The organism is Simkaniaceae bacterium (genome assembly GCA_021734805.1).
Classification (GTDB): Bacteria; Chlamydiota; Chlamydiia; order Chlamydiales; family JACRBE01; genus Amphritriteisimkania.
In genome coordinates this window covers 18,318-36,423 of record JAIPIG010000008.1, presented here as the reverse complement: position 1 = coordinate 36,423, position 18,106 = coordinate 18,318, and the positions used below count along the sequence as shown (strand labels likewise).

Below are 18,106 nucleotides of genomic sequence, written 5' to 3'. Positions count from 1 at the left end.
ATGATCCTGCCTCAAATTTTAGACAGAGAATTGCTTAATGATTTTAAATCAGTTGGTTATGATAGAGAGCCTGTGCTTTATCCCCCCTTTTTACGCGATGCCCAATCTCAAATTAAAGGGCACTCATATGATTATTTTGAGGTTGCATACACACTTCTCAGACCTTCTGTTGGGGGTGTTGACTGCTATAGGGGAAAGGTGTGTTACGCCATTTTTCGCCGGATATTATTAGCCTCACATGAGTTAACTAGCGGTGAGGAAAGCCTTTTTTTTTCCCTAGAAGCACATGCTGCATTGATAGACAACGCATACAAAAAATCGATTTCAATAGCAGTGAGGGCACTCAAAAATAAGCATTTAGATGGACCGGATCAAGCAAGACTCTTTTTAATTATCGGAAGGTCTTGCTTAGGAGTGATCACTTCTTCACCGGATATATCTGAAAGAATGGGGCTAAATTCCTCTAAAATGGATCGAATAGGTAAGATCGCTCTGTCTTTTGATCCTCAGATGAAAGCAATGGAAGATAAAATTTCAAACATATTCATGCAAAGAATAACACCCATTTTTCGTGCGATTTCACAGGATTGGCCGCTTCTTTTAGAAAATAAACGACAATGCCATCTTCTATTAGGTCAAAATAAATATGATGAGGCGATAGAGCTTTTAGAGTCTGAGATAGTGGAAGGCGATTGCACGGATTCTAATACGCAAAAGTTATTTGTAGAAAGAAAGTTATTATTAGCCATTATTTCAGCGAGTACGAAGGAAATTTGTGAAAAAACGCATATTATATTCAAAGAACTTATAGAAGAATCATTGAAAATAGATCTCGAGAATCAATTGCGCATCAAGATAGTATACATCATGGTGTTATTGAAATCATCTGATTTTAAGGAAATCATCAGACTCATTGACGACATTAAAGAGCAATATCGACCTGATTGGCCCACTTGGGTTTTGCCTTCATTTTTGACTTTGGAAGCAACGGCTTTATATAATGATGATAAAATAGAAGAAGCATGGGGTATCATACGTGACATCGATTCGGAATCTATCATAGCAGATATCCATCCAAATATGAGTGTAAGAAAATTTTTATGGTTTTTAAAAGCCATGATAGCAAAGCAACTTGCTCCGGATTCAGGGGAATATTATTATTATTGTGCTCGTCAGGTCTTAAAATACCCTTGCTCAAAGGATGAATCAAAATGGTTTTTAAATTGCATCGCAGAATGGGAATTGATCATTGCCCCATACAAAGCGATTCCGCGCTTTTATCGATTAGATGGGATTTATGTTTATGAAGACGCAACTCAATCGGAAGATTCGATAAGAAATGAAGCAAGACTTGCTTTTACTTTGAATGATCTCAATCGATATTTTGAATGTTTTTTAGTCATAAGGCAATATAGGAAAAGACATCCGGAAGCTAGTATCAGTGCGTTAAAATCAATAGAAAGAGAGTGTGTTGCCTGCATAGGCACAGGAATTCGAACCATTGATCAGGACATTCTTAGACCTATGATTAGAGCTATTCATGACCCTGAAGGGAAGGCTGATCTTGATGCTCTGCGTAAAGTAATCAAAATAGTTCTTACGGGTTTATGGCCAAATGAAGTCAAAGCTATTTTATATTTTCTTTTAGGTATTACATCCGTTAATCCCTCTCCTTATTATAAGCTCTTCTTAGCTTTGCCTCGTTTGGAAAATATAACGGATGAAATGCGCGCCATAGCATCTCAAAATGTGTTATATATGACCGATAAACCCCTATCTTTTGCCTACGAAGAGGAGAGTCCTAAATTAGACTGTTTGCAAAAGATAATGAGTTAGGGCTCTTCCTTTGAGCGGCGAGACGGCGGATTGGCTCCCTGTTCAATTTCTTCTTTTGTATAGAGCTTACCTTCCGGATGGTTAATCCCTTCGCAAAATGATTGGGAAAGGTTCCAAGAGAGGGGATTGGAAATTGTCGATTTCCACCAAGGAAAGGTGCGGCATTGAATAGGGCGCGCCTCATAAGCGCTGCATTTATTCTCTTTTAAAAAAACACAGTCATAGTTGGGCTTGAGCTCAATGAGAGAAAGGCGGCCGTTGACATTGCGGGTATAGCGCTTCAGGAAGGCTTCGCGATTCATTTGAAGATGTTGTAAGAAGCGTTGAATATCTTCTTCCGTTAACCAAACATAGCCGGGTTCCCCCGTACAGCAGCGGCCACATTGTGTGCATTTGAATCTAAGTCCATCTTTATACCAGGGCTCATCTTCAGGTAAGAGGTTTAAAGGCATGGCGCGACTCCACGTTCCATTGTTGATCAAAACGATGAACAGTCATATGAATAGCCTCATCGCTGCAATCTATAATATTGAATGTTCCCCTTTTTTTCACGGAAATTGAGCCGGCATCTGAAATAAGTGGAAAAGCATTTTCTCGAAGGTCAGCAATGGCATGGCGATGGGTATGTCCATGAAGGTAGAGGCGGATCTGAGGAGAGGAGATAATGATTTTTCGAAGAAGATCTGCCTGCTTGAGTTGCCTTTTGGGGTGCTCGTTTTTAAAAAAAGGATAGTGGCCCATGAGAAGAATCGGTTGATTTTTGGGAATTTCAGAGAGTAATTGCTGTAAATTAATGGCTATTTTTTCGGTCATTCTCCCTGTTGACGAGAAATAGTTGGTATTGGTTGAGCAATCGAGAAGAATAACGCCCAGCCCGGATTTCTCATGGGGAAGCGTTTCTGAAAGTGTGAAGTGGGCAACCGAATGTTGTTTTAAATGGAATCCGGGCCATCCTTCAAAGGGGAGATAGGGAGCAAAATAGCGATAAAAATCCTGATTTTGATAGGCGCTTGAGGTGTAGGCGTCGTGATTTCCCGGAATGGCAAAAACCTTCAATCCTTTGGATTGAAGCGATTGAATGAATCGGATGCCTTCTTTAAACTCCCTTTTTTGAGCCGTTGTCGTAAAGTCGCCCGAAATCATTACGACATCGCCCTTAAAATCGTCGACTTGCTCTAAAAAAGCTTCGATCAACCGGTGTGAGTGGATTTTGCGCCGCCGCCATAGAAAATTGGCATTGCCAATCATTCTTTTTGAAAAGAATTGGGATGGGCTATAACAGGGAAAGCCAAAATGCAAGTCTGAAATATGAATAATTCTCATGCAGTGAGGATAGTCAAAAAGGGATATTTTTGCTATCCCTTGCAAGCCGAGAGGCCACATTCCATAAAAGTTGTGACAAAATTAGAAAGGGTAATCAGGATCAAAGTGATGCATGCAGAATATTCAAACCAATTTGTTTTGAGCTTTTTTTGCTCCATACGCAGCAATGCGAGAAGAATGCCGGCTACAAATAAAATGCAAATGAATGCGATAAAGGCCCAAGTATAGAGACTAAGTCCTAAGACGGGAACTCCAAAGGTTGGGGAACCGGGGCAAATATGCAGACAAATTTGCCGGATGGAAACAGTCCCTCCCACCATTGCACTCAAGAGTGTCACTGTATAGTGAATAGGGCGAATACCAAACCAAAGATTGAGAAAGGCACCGAATCCCGCAGAGATCAGTCCGAGGCGCTGCAAAATACATAAAGGGCAGGGCATTTCTTCTTTCGAATATTGTTGATAATAAGCTGATAGTAAAATGCCAACGATCACAAAAATCATGATAGCATTAATGGTTCGCGCAAATCTTTGCATGACTTTATGCTCCGTAGTTAGAAATTAAGATGAAGTACTGTTGTCACATGATGCCATAACATTAAAAGCATTAATCCCAAGTTGAAAAAAATAACAAAAAGGGCCGCTTTGCGCTGATGAAAAATGGCACATGTCATAGCAATGAGAATCATCAGAAATAAAGCTATCATCATAATCAACAACCTTTTGCAAACAGAAGATGTAAACTTATTTTTTTATTTATAACTTATCCTACTCAAAAAATATGTTTATGTATATAAAATTTAGAAGAATAAAAAAATCAATTTAATTGGAATTGTACAATGAAAAAATATTTGCTCGTGTGTATTTCACTATTATCCGCATTTTCTTTATTTGCAGATGAAGCTGTAGATCAGCCTGCAAAAGAACAAAAACCCTTTAAAAAATTCGTTAAAAAATTGAAGCCAAAAGTGAAAAGAGTCGCTAAAAAGGGAAAAGAAAAAGCAAAGGAAAAACTAAAAGAATGGAGCGAATTCGCTGATAATTACCAAGAGGATCCCACTTTTTTAGATGAAGAACAAGAATCAGAAGAATAACGGATCTTGAAGAAGAAGTGACTTCACTTGATGGCATGTGATCCATTTCTGCCAGTGATTTTCTCTTAGGCGCATTCCCTTGATGTTGGGAAGCCAAGAAGGGGGTGTTGCAATGGTGCCGAGTTTCCAACCCGGTTGCCATTGCCTAATTCTTTTATGGTTGCCCGCAATGACAAGAAAGGGAAGATCGAGGTTCGAAGCGAGATGGACAATGCCCGATTCATTGCCAATGACATATTTTGATTCTAAAAGTAGCGATGCCAATTCAGATAAGTTCCCAATTTGAGGCGTTTCAATCCATGCGGGAATGGCTGCTTTGAGAAGAGAGTGCTCTTTTGCGCTCAAACAAAAAAAGGGCGAAAACCCCCGTTTCATGAGCCAGTTTGCAATGTGGATAAAGCGATCGAGAGACCAGGTGCGAAGGGGGGTAGAGCTGGTTGGATGGATGGCAATCCGACGGGTTGACTTAGTGGTTTTGTGATTGAACATAAGTCCGTTATCAAGAGCATACTCGATATGAAATAAATGGGACATACTCTCCGCTAAACTGCACACAACAGGTTTTTGTGGATCGAGAATGGCATCGCGCTCGCTTAAAGGCGGATGGCGTCTTGCATCATACGAAGGATATAAAATAGTCAATTTAGAACGGTAGCGCTCAATGAGGTTTTTGGACTTAGGGCTATTATCGTGCTCTAAAATAATATAATCAAAATGGGAAAAATCGGTGTTGGGTATCGGTTGAGGTTCAAAAACATGTCCCTCAAACCATGAAGCCATTTGAGGAAGATGGTCATTATAAGTGATGACGTCATGTCCATGTTGTTTGAGTTGGTGGGAGACTGTCATCATCATCAAACCATCGCCAAATCCCTGAGCTGTAATCACTGCAATTTTCATAGTTTTGATTGTGAGAGTTTTTTGAAGGCTTTCAAGACGCGGTGTTTTCCAATCCAATGTTGCCAATAGGCATCGCGAAGAGCGAGATGGAGTCCTTTAAAGTTCGGAAGGGGGATAAGGGGTGTCACGACTTCCCCAATGTGCCAACCGGGCCGCCATTTGGCGACATGGGCCGAATTGCCTGAAATGGTGAGCGTTGGAATCTTGAGATTGGATGCGAGATGCCCGGGGCCTGAGTCGTTGCCAATGAAAAACCCCGATGAGACATAATATTCGGCGAGATCTAAGAGGGAAGGAAAGACTTTAATCGGTACATTGTAAGACTTAATTTGGCGATAAAGGAGATCGTCATTTGCGCCAAGGGTAAAAATAGGGTCAAAGTCCCATTGTTTGAGCTGCTTTGATATAGCAATAAAGGATGTCAAATTCCAATTGCGTTTAGAGTCATTGCTCCCCGGATGAATCGCAACGCGTTTGGGATATTGGCGATAATGTGAAAATGACTTTAATCCGTTGTCTAAGGTGGGAGCGTCTATCCATTTTTTTAAGGACTGCCGAATGTTTTCTGCCACGCTCTTTTTTGGATCAAAAAGAAAATCGCCCGTTTGAAAGAGCTTAGAGGGTTTATGGCACAAAATAATGAACTCATTGCATTGGTTGCGCATGGCAGCGAGATCATGAGCGCGTTTGGAATGGTCATTTTCTAAAATGATGCGATCAAATGAGATCAAGGGATCGAAAGATATTGGATAGGACTCGAAATGAACGGGAGAGTCAAAGAGGGAAGCGAACTGAGCGTGTTGATCGTGAAAAAGAGTCACATCATGGCCGGCCTTAGCCAATTGGTGGGCAGCGATCATCATGAGAAGCGCATCGCCAATTCCTGTCGCTGACAAGACGGCAATGCGTTTTGGATATAGGGTTTTAGCCTTACTCATCATCTTCCGCGTTTCCAATCAACACTTCTGAAAGGATAATCGTAGCAGCAGAGGAAGAGGCGATTTGGAGCGCTTGAATTAGAACTTTTGCCGGATCAATAATTCCGGCTGCAACAAGGTCTTCCACCTTTCCTGTGAGGGCATTGAATCCCCATTGTCCTTTTTTTGACGTGATTTGATCAAGAATAAGAGAAGGCTCATATCCTGAGTTTAGAATAAGCTGCTTTAATGGGGCGCAAAGAGCGCTTTTAACGATACGCGCACCCACTTTTTCTTCATCCGATAGGGTTAAATGATCGATGGTTTCACTAGCTTGCAAGTAAGCTACGCCACCACCCGTAACAACCCCATATTCCATGGATGCTTTTGTCGCGGCAAGGCTATCTTCAAAGCGCTGTTTTTTTGTCTGCATTTCGCTCTCTGTTGGTGCTCCAATTTGAATGACGGCAACACCGCCTGAGAGTTTTGCTTTGCGCTCAGTCAGTTTTTCTCGATCGTAATGGCTGCTGGCCTCATCGACTTGCTTTTCGATTTGTTTGAGGCGCGCTTGTACGGCTACTGCATTGGTCTCGTCAGTGACAATCGTTGTCATCTCTTTAGTGATGACAACACTTGTTGCCTGCCCAAGCACATCTGCAGCACAATCTTTAAGTTGTAGACCGGTCTCTTCCGTTATCAGTGTGGCGCCTGTTAAGATAGCAATATCTTCGAGCATTGCTTTTTTGCGGTCGCCAAATCCGGGTGCTTTGACAACACAAACGCGTAAAATGCCTCTGAGTTTGTTGATGACAAGGGTTGATAGTGCATCGGAATCGATATCATCGGCAATGATGAGCAGTTCTTTTCCCGTCGCAGCAAGGGATTGCAAAATATTGAGAAGGTCATGAATCGTTGAGATCTTCTTATCGGTGATTAAAAGGCTCGGATTTGTCATTTCAACGATCTGCTTTTCGTTATTTGTAACAAAATAAGCACTAGCAAAACCGCGATCGAATTGCATTCCCTTCACATGATTGATTTCAGTTGAGGTTGATTTCCCCTCTTCAATTGTGATGACGCCAAAGCGGCCGACAAGTTGCATTGCTCGATATATGGTTTCACCAATATCTTGATCTCCACCGGCAGAAATGGTGGCAATTTTGCGAATATCTTGATCGTCCCGGATGGTTTGAGCCATTTTTTCGATTTCGGCAATGACGGTTTGGGTGGCCTTTTCCATCCCCCGTTTGATATGGATAGGGCTTGCGCCGGATGCAATGTTTTTCATGCCGCCCTGAACAAAAGCTGCTAATAGTATAATAGACAGGGTCGTTCCATCACCACAGGCCTCTTTCACTTTTGTTGCGACTTCTTTTCCAAGTGCCACACCCATATTCGCATATTGATCTTTAAGTTCAATATCCGAAACGATGGCATTACCGTGGTTTGTGATTTTCGGGGCGCCAAATGAGGTGTCAAGACCTACATTGAGACCATTTGGGCCTAAAGTGACTTTGACAACTTCGGAAAGTTTTTCAATTCCTTCAAGTAATTTTTGACGGGCTTCTTCTTCAAAAATGAGCTCTTTTGCTGACATATACATTCCTCAATTATTCACTGTGTTCATAGGTTAATTCATTAATAGATATTTCTCAACCATTTGCCATCAATCTTTGCTTTGCATATACTGGCGAGCATGGATTTTGAAAAAAATAGCCGATTATCGATTTGCGATACGGTGATTCAACCGGGTGAAAGGGTCACTTTAGCTCTTCCAACTCCCGAAATTTATACGTGTGCGCCGAGTTATATTCCCATTCACGTCATTCACGGCAAACGCAAAGGTCCCTGTCTTCTCGTCTGCGCTGCGCTGCATGGAGATGAGATCAATGGTGTCGCGATCATTCAAAAACTGCTTGAAATAGATTTGTTAAATAAAATTTCAGGAACTCTGATTGCTATTCCCGTTATGAATATTTTTGGACTGATCACACAGTCAAGACATTTGCTCGATCGTCGAGATCTTGCAGGAAGTTTTCCCGGATCTGAAACCGGGTCGTTTGCATCGCGTCTTGCGTATCTGCTGACGACTGAAGTTTTATCAAAAGTGACGCACTGTATCGATATCCATACGGGGGAGCCGCACATTCGTCAAATGCCACACATTGAGACCGATCTTGATCGGAAAGATTGCCTCGAATTTGCCAAAGCCTTTGATGCTCCGATGATTCTGCATTCGACAGATGCACAGGGGATGTTATGGCAGTTAAAAAAAGAAGATGGGATTCCCACTGTGATTTTTGAAGGGGGGGAAGCCCTTAAGTTCGATCCCGATACGATCAAAACGGGGATTAAAGGGATTTTGAGTTCATTGCGGCATCTCGGAATGCTTTCTAAAAAACAGACAAAAATGCGTCAAAGAATGACAGCGCGTTCAACATTTGTTGTCACATCTCCGGGATCCGGGATGTGTGAGTTGAATACGGTGATTGGTAAATACGTGAGTAAGGGTGAGAAATTAGCGACCATTACGGATCCTTTTGGAACACGTCAAAAATTTACGGTGCATGCTCCTATTGAAGGAATGATTATTTCTTGCAATAGCTATCCCTTAGTTAATGAAGGGGAGAGTTTGATTGTTATTGCAGACGTCAATATTGCCCAAATGGATACGATTCCCAATTGGTCGCCAACTGAAATGGAATATGAGTAGAAGAAAGATGATGGCCCCTTTTTTTATATGGGGTATCGCTATTTTATTTTATCTATATGAGTTTTTTCTTGGGGTGTTTCCGGGGACCATTGCCTCATTTTTGATGAAGGCGTACCAACTGACTCCCGAGCAGTTTTCTCTTATGACATCGGGCTATTATATGATTTATGCCGCGATGCAAATTCCCGTCGGTTATTTTGCTTCGCGCTTTGGGCTTAAAAAAACGCTTCTTCTCGCCACACTCAGTTGTACACTAGGGATGCTAGGTTTTTATCTGTCGCATGATTTTGTTACATTATTTATCAGCCGTGCCTTAATGGGATTTGGGGCTTCCTTTGGATTTATCGTTAACTTACTCGTCATTTTGCAATGGTTTCCAAATAAAAAATTTGGGTTTTATACGGGAGTTACCCAATTTTTAGGAGCTATAGGTCCTCTTTTTGCCGGTGGGCCTTTGTCACTCTATTTTCAAAATCGCACAGATAATCCAATGCAATTCTGTCTTCTACTCGTTGCCGTTGGCATTGCATTAGTGATCCTTGAAGGCCTCTTTTTTAAAGAGAAAGAGGCAGATGAAGAAAGTACGCTTGTCTTTTTAAATCCCCGAACTTCCTTGCAGAAGGGGTTTTTCCAACTTCTTAAAAACCCTCAATTTTTCTTCATTATGTTTTTTGGGGGATTGATTTATGCTTCTGTTCCGCTCATCGGAGCCTATTGGGGAACGAGCTTTTTGGTCATCAAAGAGATCCCCGTTTCTCTCGCCGCATTTATTACGTCGCTCATTTGGCTTGGATGGGCCTTTGGATGTCCTTTCCTAGGCAAAGTCTCAGAAAAAACCCATCGAAGAAAACCGGTATTGGTGATCTCTTCATTCATTGGAATGATAGTTTCATTACTCTATCTAGTGCCGGGGATTCAATCGATCGCTATTTTAATGATGATAACAACACTCATCGGCATTGCCGGGGCTTCTCAATCGATTTCTTTTGTCATGATCTCCGAACTGGCCCCTAAAAAATCGTATGGGATGGCTCTTGGGTTTAATAACATGATGATCATGTTATTTGCATCGCTCTCCCCACTCATCACAGGATCGATCATTCACAAACAGGGGAGCGAGATTGCCGAGGGCTCCTTTATTGTAGGACTGACTCTTGTGCCTATTTACTTTTTTGTTGCATTCATCCTCTCTCTTTTGATTAAAGAGACCTTTTGCCGCCATCAAGACGCCGTGCACAAACTCAATATCGATAAAAAAATCGGCAAGTTCAATCGCATCGTAAAAAATGCGGGTTAGTCGTTGTGGATAAAGGTTTGATAGAGTTCCTTTCTATTTTTCTTAAGAAGAGAGCTCATGAGTTTGACTGCTTGGGAGGGGCTGAGGTGATATTCCCCGGTGAGTTGATCAAAGAGAGTTTTTTCCTCTACATTGAGTTGTTTTTGAGACGAGCCGTAAAATTGAATCACATATTCCCCTTTGGGTAGGGCAAAACGGATTAAAAGTTCCTCAGGAGAGCCTGAAGCGACCTCTTCATAGAATTTTGTCAGCTCTTTGAAAAGCGTAACTTGCAGATCGGGATCCAATTGATGAAGCAGTTGAAGTGTTTTTTTGAGGTGATGAGGGGATTCATAAGCATAACTTGCCCCATCAAAGGAGAGCATTTGAAGGAGTGTTTTCCTACATTCGCCTTCTTTTTTAGGTAAAAAACCGACAAATTGAGTGGGAGACATTTCATTTCCACTTAGACTCATGGCAACTGCTAAAGCACAAGGGCCCGGCAATGAGGTGATCGGCAGATTTTCTCTGCGAACGGCTGAAACGAGTCTGGCTCCCGGATCGCAAACTCCGGGTGTTCCCGCATCGCTAATCAAAGCGATCTCTTTTCCTTCGCGAAGCTGCCTTAGAATCTGATCGAGCTTTTTTGCTTCGTTAAATTGATGATAACTCTCAAGGGGGGTGCTGATCTCATAATGGCGCAGTAAAATTAGGCTTTTTTTTGTATCTTCTGCGAGGATAAGAGCGCATTTTTTAAGCGTTTCAAGGCCTCTTAAAGTGATATCTGAAAGGGTTCCAATAGGAGTTGCTATGAGATAAAGCATAAGACGTTACATATCAATGAAAAAAGGTGGCACCCAGATTCGAACTGGGGAATGGAAGCTTTGCAGGCTTCTGCCTTACCACTTGGCCATGCCACCGTATTAGAAGCGCCTATTTTGCACGATTTACTCTCTTTGTGTCAAGAGAGGTTATTTTGCATTATGTAAAAACTAGCCGATAGGACAAACGTCAAAAAGACAGGTAATTTAATCGCCTTGAATCCGGTAAAATAATGGAAAATATTGAGTATCGTTAAAACGATCAGACCGGGATAACAAATTTCAAGAATGGGGCCAAGAAACTTAGCTATTCCGGTAAACCCGAGATTGGCAAAGCAAATGGCAATCAAAAGAGTGATGATCAAAGATAGGGAGGGGGAAATCCTGTTTTTTGATAAATCCTTTCTAAGGTAGTCTGCAAAAATTGACGTCAGGGAAATAGCCGTAGTCAAACATGCAGTAACAATTGTGATTGAAGCAATTGTCCCTCCAATGCCGCCCAAAAGTTTGTTTGCAATCACTCCCAAAATCTCTTCCGTGGGAAGCGAGGGTTCAAGAGAAGTTGCAAAACGAGCCGATATAAAACAGATCCCAACATAAGTAATGAAGAGGAGAATAGCGGCAATTAAACTCGAGAAAAAGACTTTTTCAAAAAGACTTTTTCTTTGATCCACAGCTGAGCCTATTTCCATTTCATTTTTAAAATGAGGTAAAACAACAGTCGCAAACAAAAAGGCTGCGATGAGATCCATTGTGTTGTAGCCCCCTAAAAGACCTTTTTTGAAGCTGATCCATGCGCTTCCTCCATGAATGGAAGTCTCAGGAGAATTCCATAATCCCGAAAAGAATAGCGATAATAGACAAATAAGCAGGATAGGCGTTAGAAATAAGCCCAGCAGTTTAATGATATTTCTCGGTTTAATAGCCGTAATAAAAATAGTCAGCGATACGACTAAGCTAAAGATTCCAATTGGAATATCAAAAAGATAGGGCCTTAAAATGGCGTGCATTAGTGTAAATAATCTAGGTATAACCCCAAATGGTCCCAAAATCATTTGTAAAAGCAAAAATAGCAAAATTCCGGGCCATTTTCCTATTCTTCCTAAAAATTTTTGGCATTCAGCCCCAAAAAAAAGCATACCGACAAGACCAAGAAATGGAACAATAACGGCTGTCAGAGTCAATCCGAAAATGGCATAAGGCCAATTTGATCCCGTTTCTTTGCCGATTAATAAGGGGAAAACTAAGTTTCCCGCACCGAAAAACATCGAGAATAAGGCAAAACCGGTGGTTAATATACCACTTGAAAAAACCTTCTTTTTAGTGATTGTTTGGGTTTGATGAGTCATAATTCCAATAATTATTATTACTATCTTAATTTATGTCAATGTCTTACTGTATTTAAAATATATTCTATGCATCGATAAATGCCACCCCCCTCTACACGATTTTTAGAACCAACAATATGATGAACTCTAAACTTTACATCGTTCTTTTTTTGGATATCGGAAGGAATCGCAGGATGATAGGATACAAAAGTATCAGAGGGTGGGGCACAAGAAAGGGAGAGTCTGGGATCTCTCCACAACTCCATATCTTTAATGCTTTTCCCTTCCGGTATCTCTATTTGTAGTACAACCGGTTCATCCCTACCTAAAATCCAATCTAGAATATTTGTCCTTGATAGAGCATATATCTGTGGTGTGATTGGATCCGCTGCAAAAAATAGGTGGCGGTCGCATTTTTGAACTTCGCGTACCTTACTCTTAGGGCATCCCATATAACCATAAACCAGGTGCCCTTCCATTGGTGGAAGGGGAGGAATGGGATGCGGAGGAAAATGCGCTTCTGCCCATGACGACGCTAAGTGGTATCCATAGAGGGTCATGGCACCTTCTGCGAATCTTATCGCGACCCTATTCATCGCAAAATCTCATCTGCAATCTTTGAAGCTCTGGGAATGATGGTAGCGCATCCGGTAAAAAGCATACTCCTGAAAATAGCTCCTTTAAAGAAAGTGCGCATTCCCCCTTCTTTATACATCGTTTTTATAGCATCCGAAAGAGAGAGCTTGCCGTCTAATTTTTGCCTATATGTCGCAATAGAATCAGCCGGATGCGTGAGGAAAGAACCACCGATTCCTGCAATGATTTCTGCAGCAAATGCCAAACTAGGGCTATGCGTCTTATCAAGAACAACACGACGCGTCTCAGGGCCTGCAAAAAGCATCACGCCCGCAAATCCCGCTTCACGAAACATCAGTTCCTTGACGCCTACCCAAGGCCTTGTCCAACTTTGTTTGATCATATGTTGCATGGCGGCACTTGGCCCTAACTTGTGAACTTGTTGAACTAAAATCGTGTTTTCAACAGGCGTTGATCCGACAATAGCTCCTAACATTCCACTTAGAATCGCAGAGGCTCCACCCCATATTTTAGAAGACTCGTCATATGAGGGATGTGTTTTCATCAGAGCGTTGAATGTCATACTCGTTGTAGATGCTACCATGACTGCGCTAGCAAAAGCGACTGATCCTCTAAACAACTCAAGGGGATGTAAAATACGCAAAACTTTCCCGTTTGGAAAATTTTTAATATGGAAATCAGAACTATCTACCCCTCCGGCTTGAAGACGTTTCTTTAATCCCTCAGGAGGAAAGCAGAGAAAACCCCCAACAAATCCGCCTAGCGCACTTGTTGACAAAGTAAATAAAAAATTTTCTGTACTGTTAACGGAATGCGCTTGATTTACTATTACCGGCATAACTCCCCCTATTAAAGGGCGCAAATCATACTCATCGCTCTTATTTATTTAAAGTAAAAATATCCATGGTGTTACGGCTAATGCATTTAGCCCGCCACGGTATATAAAGATTTGGTAAAAATCGATAAATCATGCTATGATCTCGACTTTGTAACTTTTTGGACCCGAAGGCCTCGAGATATTTGTTCTCTAGGGAGTTATTAAAACCGGGAAGGGGTTTTTTACCCCTTCCCGGTTTTAATAATCTCCGAGTTCGACCATAGGCCGAACGTCCGAGAGCAAAGACCGCGGCAGGCGGGACCAAAAAGTTGCAAAGTCGAGATGATGCCCCTCAATTATATTTAAACCTCGCGAGGCTGCAATGGCTAGTACAAATAATTCTTTGACGCATACAATGGAATGGAGCACTGTTCAAGATCGATTAAATCGCATCCATCGAGAGGCTCCTTTATATGAAGATACATATCGACTCACGCAAATTGCGCTCCAAACGCTGTCGATTGCGGGATTTATTGGGAGTACGGCCCTTTTTTGCTCACCCATAGGAATTCCCGCTTTTATAGGAATGGAAGCAATGACAGTCGTTGTGCTCTCCGCCGCTTATTTGATTCCGGCTGCTATTGCAGTGCTTGCTCAAATGGAATACCGCAATTTACCCAATATGGAGCTTGTCAAACTAGAAAGGGATTCATTTCCGGATTGGATGTCACGTAATGGTTATGAAGCGCAGCTACTTCAGCACGATGCTCTCGGTATTTCAGATGAGGTTTTAGGTGTTCGTGGAAAAGATGAGTGTGGTATCGGTAGGGCGCTACGTGACAAAGCCAAAGCTGCTGCATGTTATATTGACAACTTTTTAAAGGCGTCTCATTCATCTAGGCAAATCAATCGAAACTATCAATGGGGACGTGGGGTAGCAGTTACCGTTTATAGTATAGCTTGGCTCTATTCGACTTTAGTTGTTAGCGAAGCAAAGCGAAGAAGAGATGAAGGGATAAAGAAGCGCGAAGAGGAAGCTAAAAAGAATAAAGAAAGTGGGCTAAAGAGAACGTGGGGAGATGCGGCGGCTGATACGGCACGAAGAGTGGTTGATGAGACTCGTTTAGCTACAACTCAGTGGGTAGCACAAGAGCGCATGTTAAAAGCATCCCAAAGTTTTGATCGAACAATGGGGTATTTAACGACTCAAATGAGTCAAAAAGAATCTGAACTCAATGGTTTTTTTAGGCGAGCATATGATGCGTATCAAAATGAGATTAGAGAAGTTTCAGCTGATGAGGCTTCATTAGCAGGATTTCGTGAGACTGCTTCTCCCGTATCAAGAACCGGAGGATATGATCTCCCGGAAACGGGATTTATCCAATACTGGGAGGATCCAAGTCCGGTCGGACGCTCACCGACTGAGTCCGCTGCATCGGGAGCCGGAGATCCGCTTTAGCTCGACTTTAGCCCACATTTACCCTGAAATCGATGTGTGTCTATAGAGCCTTTAAAATATCCTGAATATTCGAGATGATGCGATGGGTCGAAATCGAATTGAGATGACCCATTGTATAGGTACTGAGATCGAAAAAGAGATCATTCATCGACTGATCGGAAGAAAAACAGGGAAGATTACACAAATTAGAGACAATGCCGGTCAAACGACCGAGAAGTTGCGGGGAATGAGGCTCTTTTTCGAGTTGTTTCATGATCTGAAGAAGAGTGTTATGGACTCCTTGGGAAAATTCCTCAGGAGATAAGTTGATTTGAGCCTCATTAAAGCGTTGTGCCGTTTCATCAATTTTACTCTTATGAGAAGGGGTTAGTTTGAAGGCGGGATCGGCATTTTTTTTATGACAATAGTTCATAATATGGGGCTGTAGCGACTGAAAGGTGTCTCGAAAGTGGTTATCGGCGAAGTCGAGAAAGCCATGAAAGCTCTCTGCCATTCCAAGCAGTTGATTGGGGTCGATAATAAGATAGCGACATTCTTCCGCAAACGATTGCCGCATTTCATTGATATGCTCAGAATAATAACTACCCTTAAACGCCTGAGGATAAAACTCAGGAGATGCCCCTAAAGGCGAGATCGAATCTCCCATTGATTCCCCCTAACCCGCATTTCTCATAAATTTGAGAACTTATTTATCTACGGGCCCCAATCTTGCTTATAACAATTTTTTTGATTTAATACCAAATCCCAAATGCCATTTTTAATGACTTTCCAATGCGCGCTTAAGTATTTCTAAATCACTAATAATAAGTGTCTTAACAGCGGTTTTTCTCTGTGTTGGAAAAAGAAGAGAACTTAAGTTGGATTCGATGTTTTTGAGGATCAGTAAGCCGGGATGGTGAGGCTCTAAAAATAAAATGGGTCTCAATGCATGGACCATTGAATAGATTGATTCATATGCGATTTGACTTTGGATGATCGGAAGCTCTGCTAGAGTATTTAGAGTTAAATAGAGGCCATTGATGAGAGATTGTCTTGAAATAGAGTAGGCATTTTCATCAATTTTTTGAGCGGCAGCATTGAAGAGTTCCCACTGATGATCATCCGGAATCTTGCCGTCCGCTGCAAATTTTTGGGCAGCTTCCGATAGCATTTCAATAAGGGTTTTGAGGATGGGAAGATCAAGATCTAAAGTAGCGGTGATTTCAGAGATCCCTTGGAAGGTTCCCCCATGTTTTAAAAGCATTTCCCGTTTGAAATAGGTATTGGCAGATAGAACGGAATTTTTAATATCTTTGAGCATAGATGCAATGTTGAATGTGTTCATTTTGGGAACAAATGCATCAATTGCATCCAACGGAATAAAGATGTGTTCAAAAGGGGAGTCGGGAGATAAGGGAAATGCCATAATATTTTGGGTTGAATCTTTTATTATTGACCCATAACAAATCGCCGTATCTTTAGTAAACCCAAAAGAAACTACCTTAATAAAAAATTCTGCGATAGATTTATACCGAAATAAATTGAAGAATTGGTTTTTATCTTCGCCGGCATCTTCGACTTCTCACCCTTAATTTTTTGACCTATCTTCAATAGGATCAAAAAATTAAGCCGGCTAAAGCCTGATAAAAATTCGAAGCGCCATCAAAGTTAAAATCCCAATTCTTCAACTCATTTCGGTATATATCTAATTGATGAAGGAGATGACTTGTGAAATTAACGGTTCGGCACATTGCCGATTTTTTGGGGATACCCCTCTTTTTAGATAAAAGGCCAAGCAAAGTGGTTTTTGATACTCGAAATCTCAATGGAGGAGAGTTGTTTTTTGCTTTAAAGGGAGAAAAAGTGGATGGACACTCATATCTCGAAGAAGCAAAGCAAAAAGGAGCCATTGCTGCCGTGGTCTCCAAAGAATACTCCAAAGTGATTGAGGGATTGCCGCTTATTCCTGTTCAGGACCCTTTAAAAGCGCTCGGTGATTTGGCTAGGGAGGTTGTCAAAAATAGTAAAGCTCAAGTGATTGGCATTACGGGGTCCGTTGGTAAAACGACAACAAAGGAATTTCTTCATTCGATGTTATCAAACGCATTTCGCGTCGGTAAAACGCCGGGGAATCAAAACACAAAAATCTCATTTCCCACCCATCTCCTCAACATGGAAGAAGTGAATGACTTTTTAATTCTCGAAATGGGTGCAACGCATATAGGAGATATTGAATATCTTACATCCATTACTCCTGTTGATTATGGCATTTTAACGCATGTAAGCCAAAGTCATTTGGAGTCGTTTCAAACCCTTGAAATGATTGCTATGGAAAAACAAAAAATTTTTAGGGGGTCAAAGCTTAAAGCAGCTCTTGTCAATCATCAAGCTCAAAAATGGATGCAAGGAGCCCCAATTCCTATTGAGACCTATGGTGTAGACATTTCTAAGGCTGATTTCACAATCAAAGCTGAAAACAAAGGGCTTGTTTTTTATGAGAAGGGGATGAAGAGTTCCGTATTTCACCTGCCAATGATCGCGCCACATCACCTCGAAAATTTTGTTGGAGCAGCGGCCATTGCGAGAAAGATTGGGATGCCTATGGATGAGATTTTAAAAGTAGCTCGGGATTTGCAGCCTTATTTGCACAGATTTCAGAGGATCGAAAAAAAGGGGATTACTTTTATTGACGATGCCTACAATGCTTCCGTTACCTCTTTTCGGGCAGCTTTTGAAACTTTGCAAAAGATGAGGGGAAGGCGGATTGCTGTCATTGGAGAGATGAGAGAGCTGGGGAGTTATACGCGTGAAGGACATGAGATCGTTGCAAGAGAGGCGCTCAAATCAGTGGATGAAGTATTGTGTTTTGGAAATGAATGTGCAAATATTGTGGATATTTTTCGGAGTGAAAACCGTCCTGCCGCACTGTTTTCATCGATCGATCAACTGGAAATGGCATTAAAACAGATCCTCTCTTCCGGGGATATTGTGCTTGTTAAAGGAGCCAATTCACACCAACTTTGGAAAGTCATTGAGAGGTATTAGAC

19 protein-coding genes and 1 tRNA gene are annotated in these 18,106 nt (G+C 41.6%); 6 read left to right on the top strand and 14 right to left on the bottom strand.

Annotated elements, in window-relative coordinates; translation table 11 throughout:
• Nucleotides 1-1,836, top strand: a complete 1,836-nt coding sequence (locus K9M07_02610) for a hypothetical protein (GenBank protein MCF7852114.1) — start codon at nucleotides 1-3, stop codon at nucleotides 1,834-1,836.
• On the opposite strand, the gene K9M07_02605 is transcribed toward K9M07_02610, so the two are convergent.
• Genes K9M07_02605 through K9M07_02590 form a run of 4 tightly spaced genes read right to left on the bottom strand, consistent with a single transcriptional unit; the run spans nucleotide 1,833 to nucleotide 3,868 of the window.
• On the bottom strand, nucleotides 1,833-2,288 hold the full coding sequence (locus K9M07_02605; protein MCF7852113.1) for a YkgJ family cysteine cluster protein: 456 nt from the start codon (nucleotides 2,286-2,288) through the stop codon (nucleotides 1,833-1,835). The two genes, K9M07_02610 and K9M07_02605, sit on opposite strands and share 4 nt — an antisense overlap.
• A complete protein-coding gene (locus K9M07_02600) occupies nucleotides 2,266-3,159 on the bottom strand; it encodes a metallophosphoesterase (protein ID MCF7852112.1) in 894 nt (297 codons plus the stop codon). Before K9M07_02600 ends, K9M07_02605 begins: the two co-directional genes overlap by 23 nt.
• A 32-nt stretch (nucleotides 3,160-3,191) precedes the next feature.
• On the bottom strand, nucleotides 3,192-3,695 hold the full coding sequence (locus tag K9M07_02595; protein MCF7852111.1) for a disulfide bond formation protein B: 504 nt from the start codon (nucleotides 3,693-3,695) through the stop codon (nucleotides 3,192-3,194).
• A 17-nt stretch (nucleotides 3,696-3,712) separates the two neighbouring features.
• Nucleotides 3,713-3,868 carry a DUF5993 family protein gene (locus K9M07_02590; GenBank protein ID MCF7852110.1) on the bottom strand — a complete coding sequence of 52 codons (156 nt, stop codon included), beginning with the start codon at nucleotides 3,866-3,868 and terminating at the stop codon, nucleotides 3,713-3,715.
• 129 nt (nucleotides 3,869-3,997) lie between these two features.
• On the opposite strand from K9M07_02590, the gene K9M07_02585 reads away from it, so the two are divergent.
• On the top strand, nucleotides 3,998-4,252 hold the full coding sequence (locus K9M07_02585; protein ID MCF7852109.1) for a hypothetical protein: 255 nt from the start codon (nucleotides 3,998-4,000) through the stop codon (nucleotides 4,250-4,252).
• On the opposite strand, the gene K9M07_02580 is transcribed toward K9M07_02585, so the two are convergent.
• The 3 genes from K9M07_02580 to groL are packed head-to-tail and all read right to left on the bottom strand — an operon-like array spanning nucleotide 4,241 to nucleotide 7,672.
• A complete protein-coding gene (locus tag K9M07_02580; protein MCF7852108.1) occupies nucleotides 4,241-5,152 on the bottom strand; it encodes a hypothetical protein in 912 nt (303 codons plus the stop codon). The genes K9M07_02585 and K9M07_02580 overlap by 12 nt on opposite strands.
• Entirely contained in the window at nucleotides 5,149-6,090 is a 942-nt protein-coding gene (locus tag K9M07_02575) for a hypothetical protein (protein ID MCF7852107.1), read from the bottom strand. The genes K9M07_02580 and K9M07_02575 overlap by 4 nt, the downstream gene beginning before the upstream one ends.
• The gene (gene groL, locus K9M07_02570; GenBank protein ID MCF7852106.1) at nucleotides 6,083-7,672 is read right to left on the bottom strand and encodes a chaperonin GroEL; all 1,590 of its coding nucleotides are present in this window, start codon (nucleotides 7,670-7,672) and stop codon (nucleotides 6,083-6,085) included. Before groL ends, K9M07_02575 begins: the two co-directional genes overlap by 8 nt.
• 93 nt (nucleotides 7,673-7,765) lie before the next feature.
• Between groL and K9M07_02565 the strand changes: the two genes are divergently transcribed.
• The gene (locus tag K9M07_02565) at nucleotides 7,766-8,782 is read left to right on the top strand and encodes a succinylglutamate desuccinylase/aspartoacylase family protein (protein MCF7852105.1); all 1,017 of its coding nucleotides are present in this window, start codon (nucleotides 7,766-7,768) and stop codon (nucleotides 8,780-8,782) included.
• Nucleotides 8,775-10,079, top strand: a complete 1,305-nt coding sequence (locus K9M07_02560; protein ID MCF7852104.1) for an MFS transporter — start codon at nucleotides 8,775-8,777, stop codon at nucleotides 10,077-10,079. Before K9M07_02565 ends, K9M07_02560 begins: the two co-directional genes overlap by 8 nt.
• On the opposite strand, the gene rsmI is transcribed toward K9M07_02560, so the two are convergent.
• The 5 genes from rsmI to K9M07_02535 form a co-directional block, all read right to left on the bottom strand.
• Entirely contained in the window at nucleotides 10,076-10,882 is an 807-nt protein-coding gene (gene rsmI / locus K9M07_02555) for a 16S rRNA (cytidine(1402)-2'-O)-methyltransferase (protein ID MCF7852103.1), read from the bottom strand. The genes K9M07_02560 and rsmI overlap by 4 nt on opposite strands.
• A 24-nt stretch (nucleotides 10,883-10,906) precedes the next feature.
• Nucleotides 10,907-10,978 (bottom strand) — tRNA-Cys (locus K9M07_02550).
• A 41-nt stretch (nucleotides 10,979-11,019) separates the two neighbouring features.
• On the bottom strand, nucleotides 11,020-12,228 hold the full coding sequence (locus K9M07_02545) for a branched-chain amino acid transport system II carrier protein (protein ID MCF7852102.1): 1,209 nt from the start codon (nucleotides 12,226-12,228) through the stop codon (nucleotides 11,020-11,022).
• 35 nt (nucleotides 12,229-12,263) lie between these two features.
• Nucleotides 12,264-12,803, bottom strand: a complete 540-nt coding sequence (locus tag K9M07_02540) for a hypothetical protein (GenBank protein ID MCF7852101.1) — start codon at nucleotides 12,801-12,803, stop codon at nucleotides 12,264-12,266.
• Nucleotides 12,800-13,642 carry an MC/SLC25 family protein gene (locus tag K9M07_02535; protein ID MCF7852100.1) on the bottom strand — a complete coding sequence of 281 codons (843 nt, stop codon included), beginning with the start codon at nucleotides 13,640-13,642 and terminating at the stop codon, nucleotides 12,800-12,802. The genes K9M07_02540 and K9M07_02535 overlap by 4 nt, the downstream gene beginning before the upstream one ends.
• Nucleotides 13,643-14,003: 361 nt before the next feature.
• Here K9M07_02535 and K9M07_02530 point away from each other — a divergent pair, with 361 nt between their 5' ends.
• Nucleotides 14,004-15,080, top strand: coding sequence for a hypothetical protein (locus K9M07_02530; protein ID MCF7852099.1), 1,077 nt, complete (start codon nucleotides 14,004-14,006; stop codon nucleotides 15,078-15,080).
• A 40-nt stretch (nucleotides 15,081-15,120) separates the two neighbouring features.
• On the opposite strand, the gene K9M07_02525 is transcribed toward K9M07_02530, so the two are convergent.
• Nucleotides 15,121-15,726, bottom strand: a complete 606-nt coding sequence (locus tag K9M07_02525; GenBank protein MCF7852098.1) for a hypothetical protein — start codon at nucleotides 15,724-15,726, stop codon at nucleotides 15,121-15,123.
• A gap of 111 nt (nucleotides 15,727-15,837) precedes the next feature.
• Complete coding sequence (locus tag K9M07_02520) at nucleotides 15,838-16,485, bottom strand: hypothetical protein (GenBank protein MCF7852097.1); 648 nt, start codon at nucleotides 16,483-16,485, stop codon at nucleotides 15,838-15,840.
• A 302-nt stretch (nucleotides 16,486-16,787) separates the two neighbouring features.
• Here K9M07_02520 and murF point away from each other — a divergent pair, with 302 nt between their 5' ends.
• Complete coding sequence (gene murF / locus K9M07_02515; GenBank protein ID MCF7852096.1) at nucleotides 16,788-18,104, top strand: UDP-N-acetylmuramoyl-tripeptide--D-alanyl-D-alanine ligase; 1,317 nt, start codon at nucleotides 16,788-16,790, stop codon at nucleotides 18,102-18,104.
• Nucleotides 18,105-18,106 lie beyond the last annotated feature (2 nt).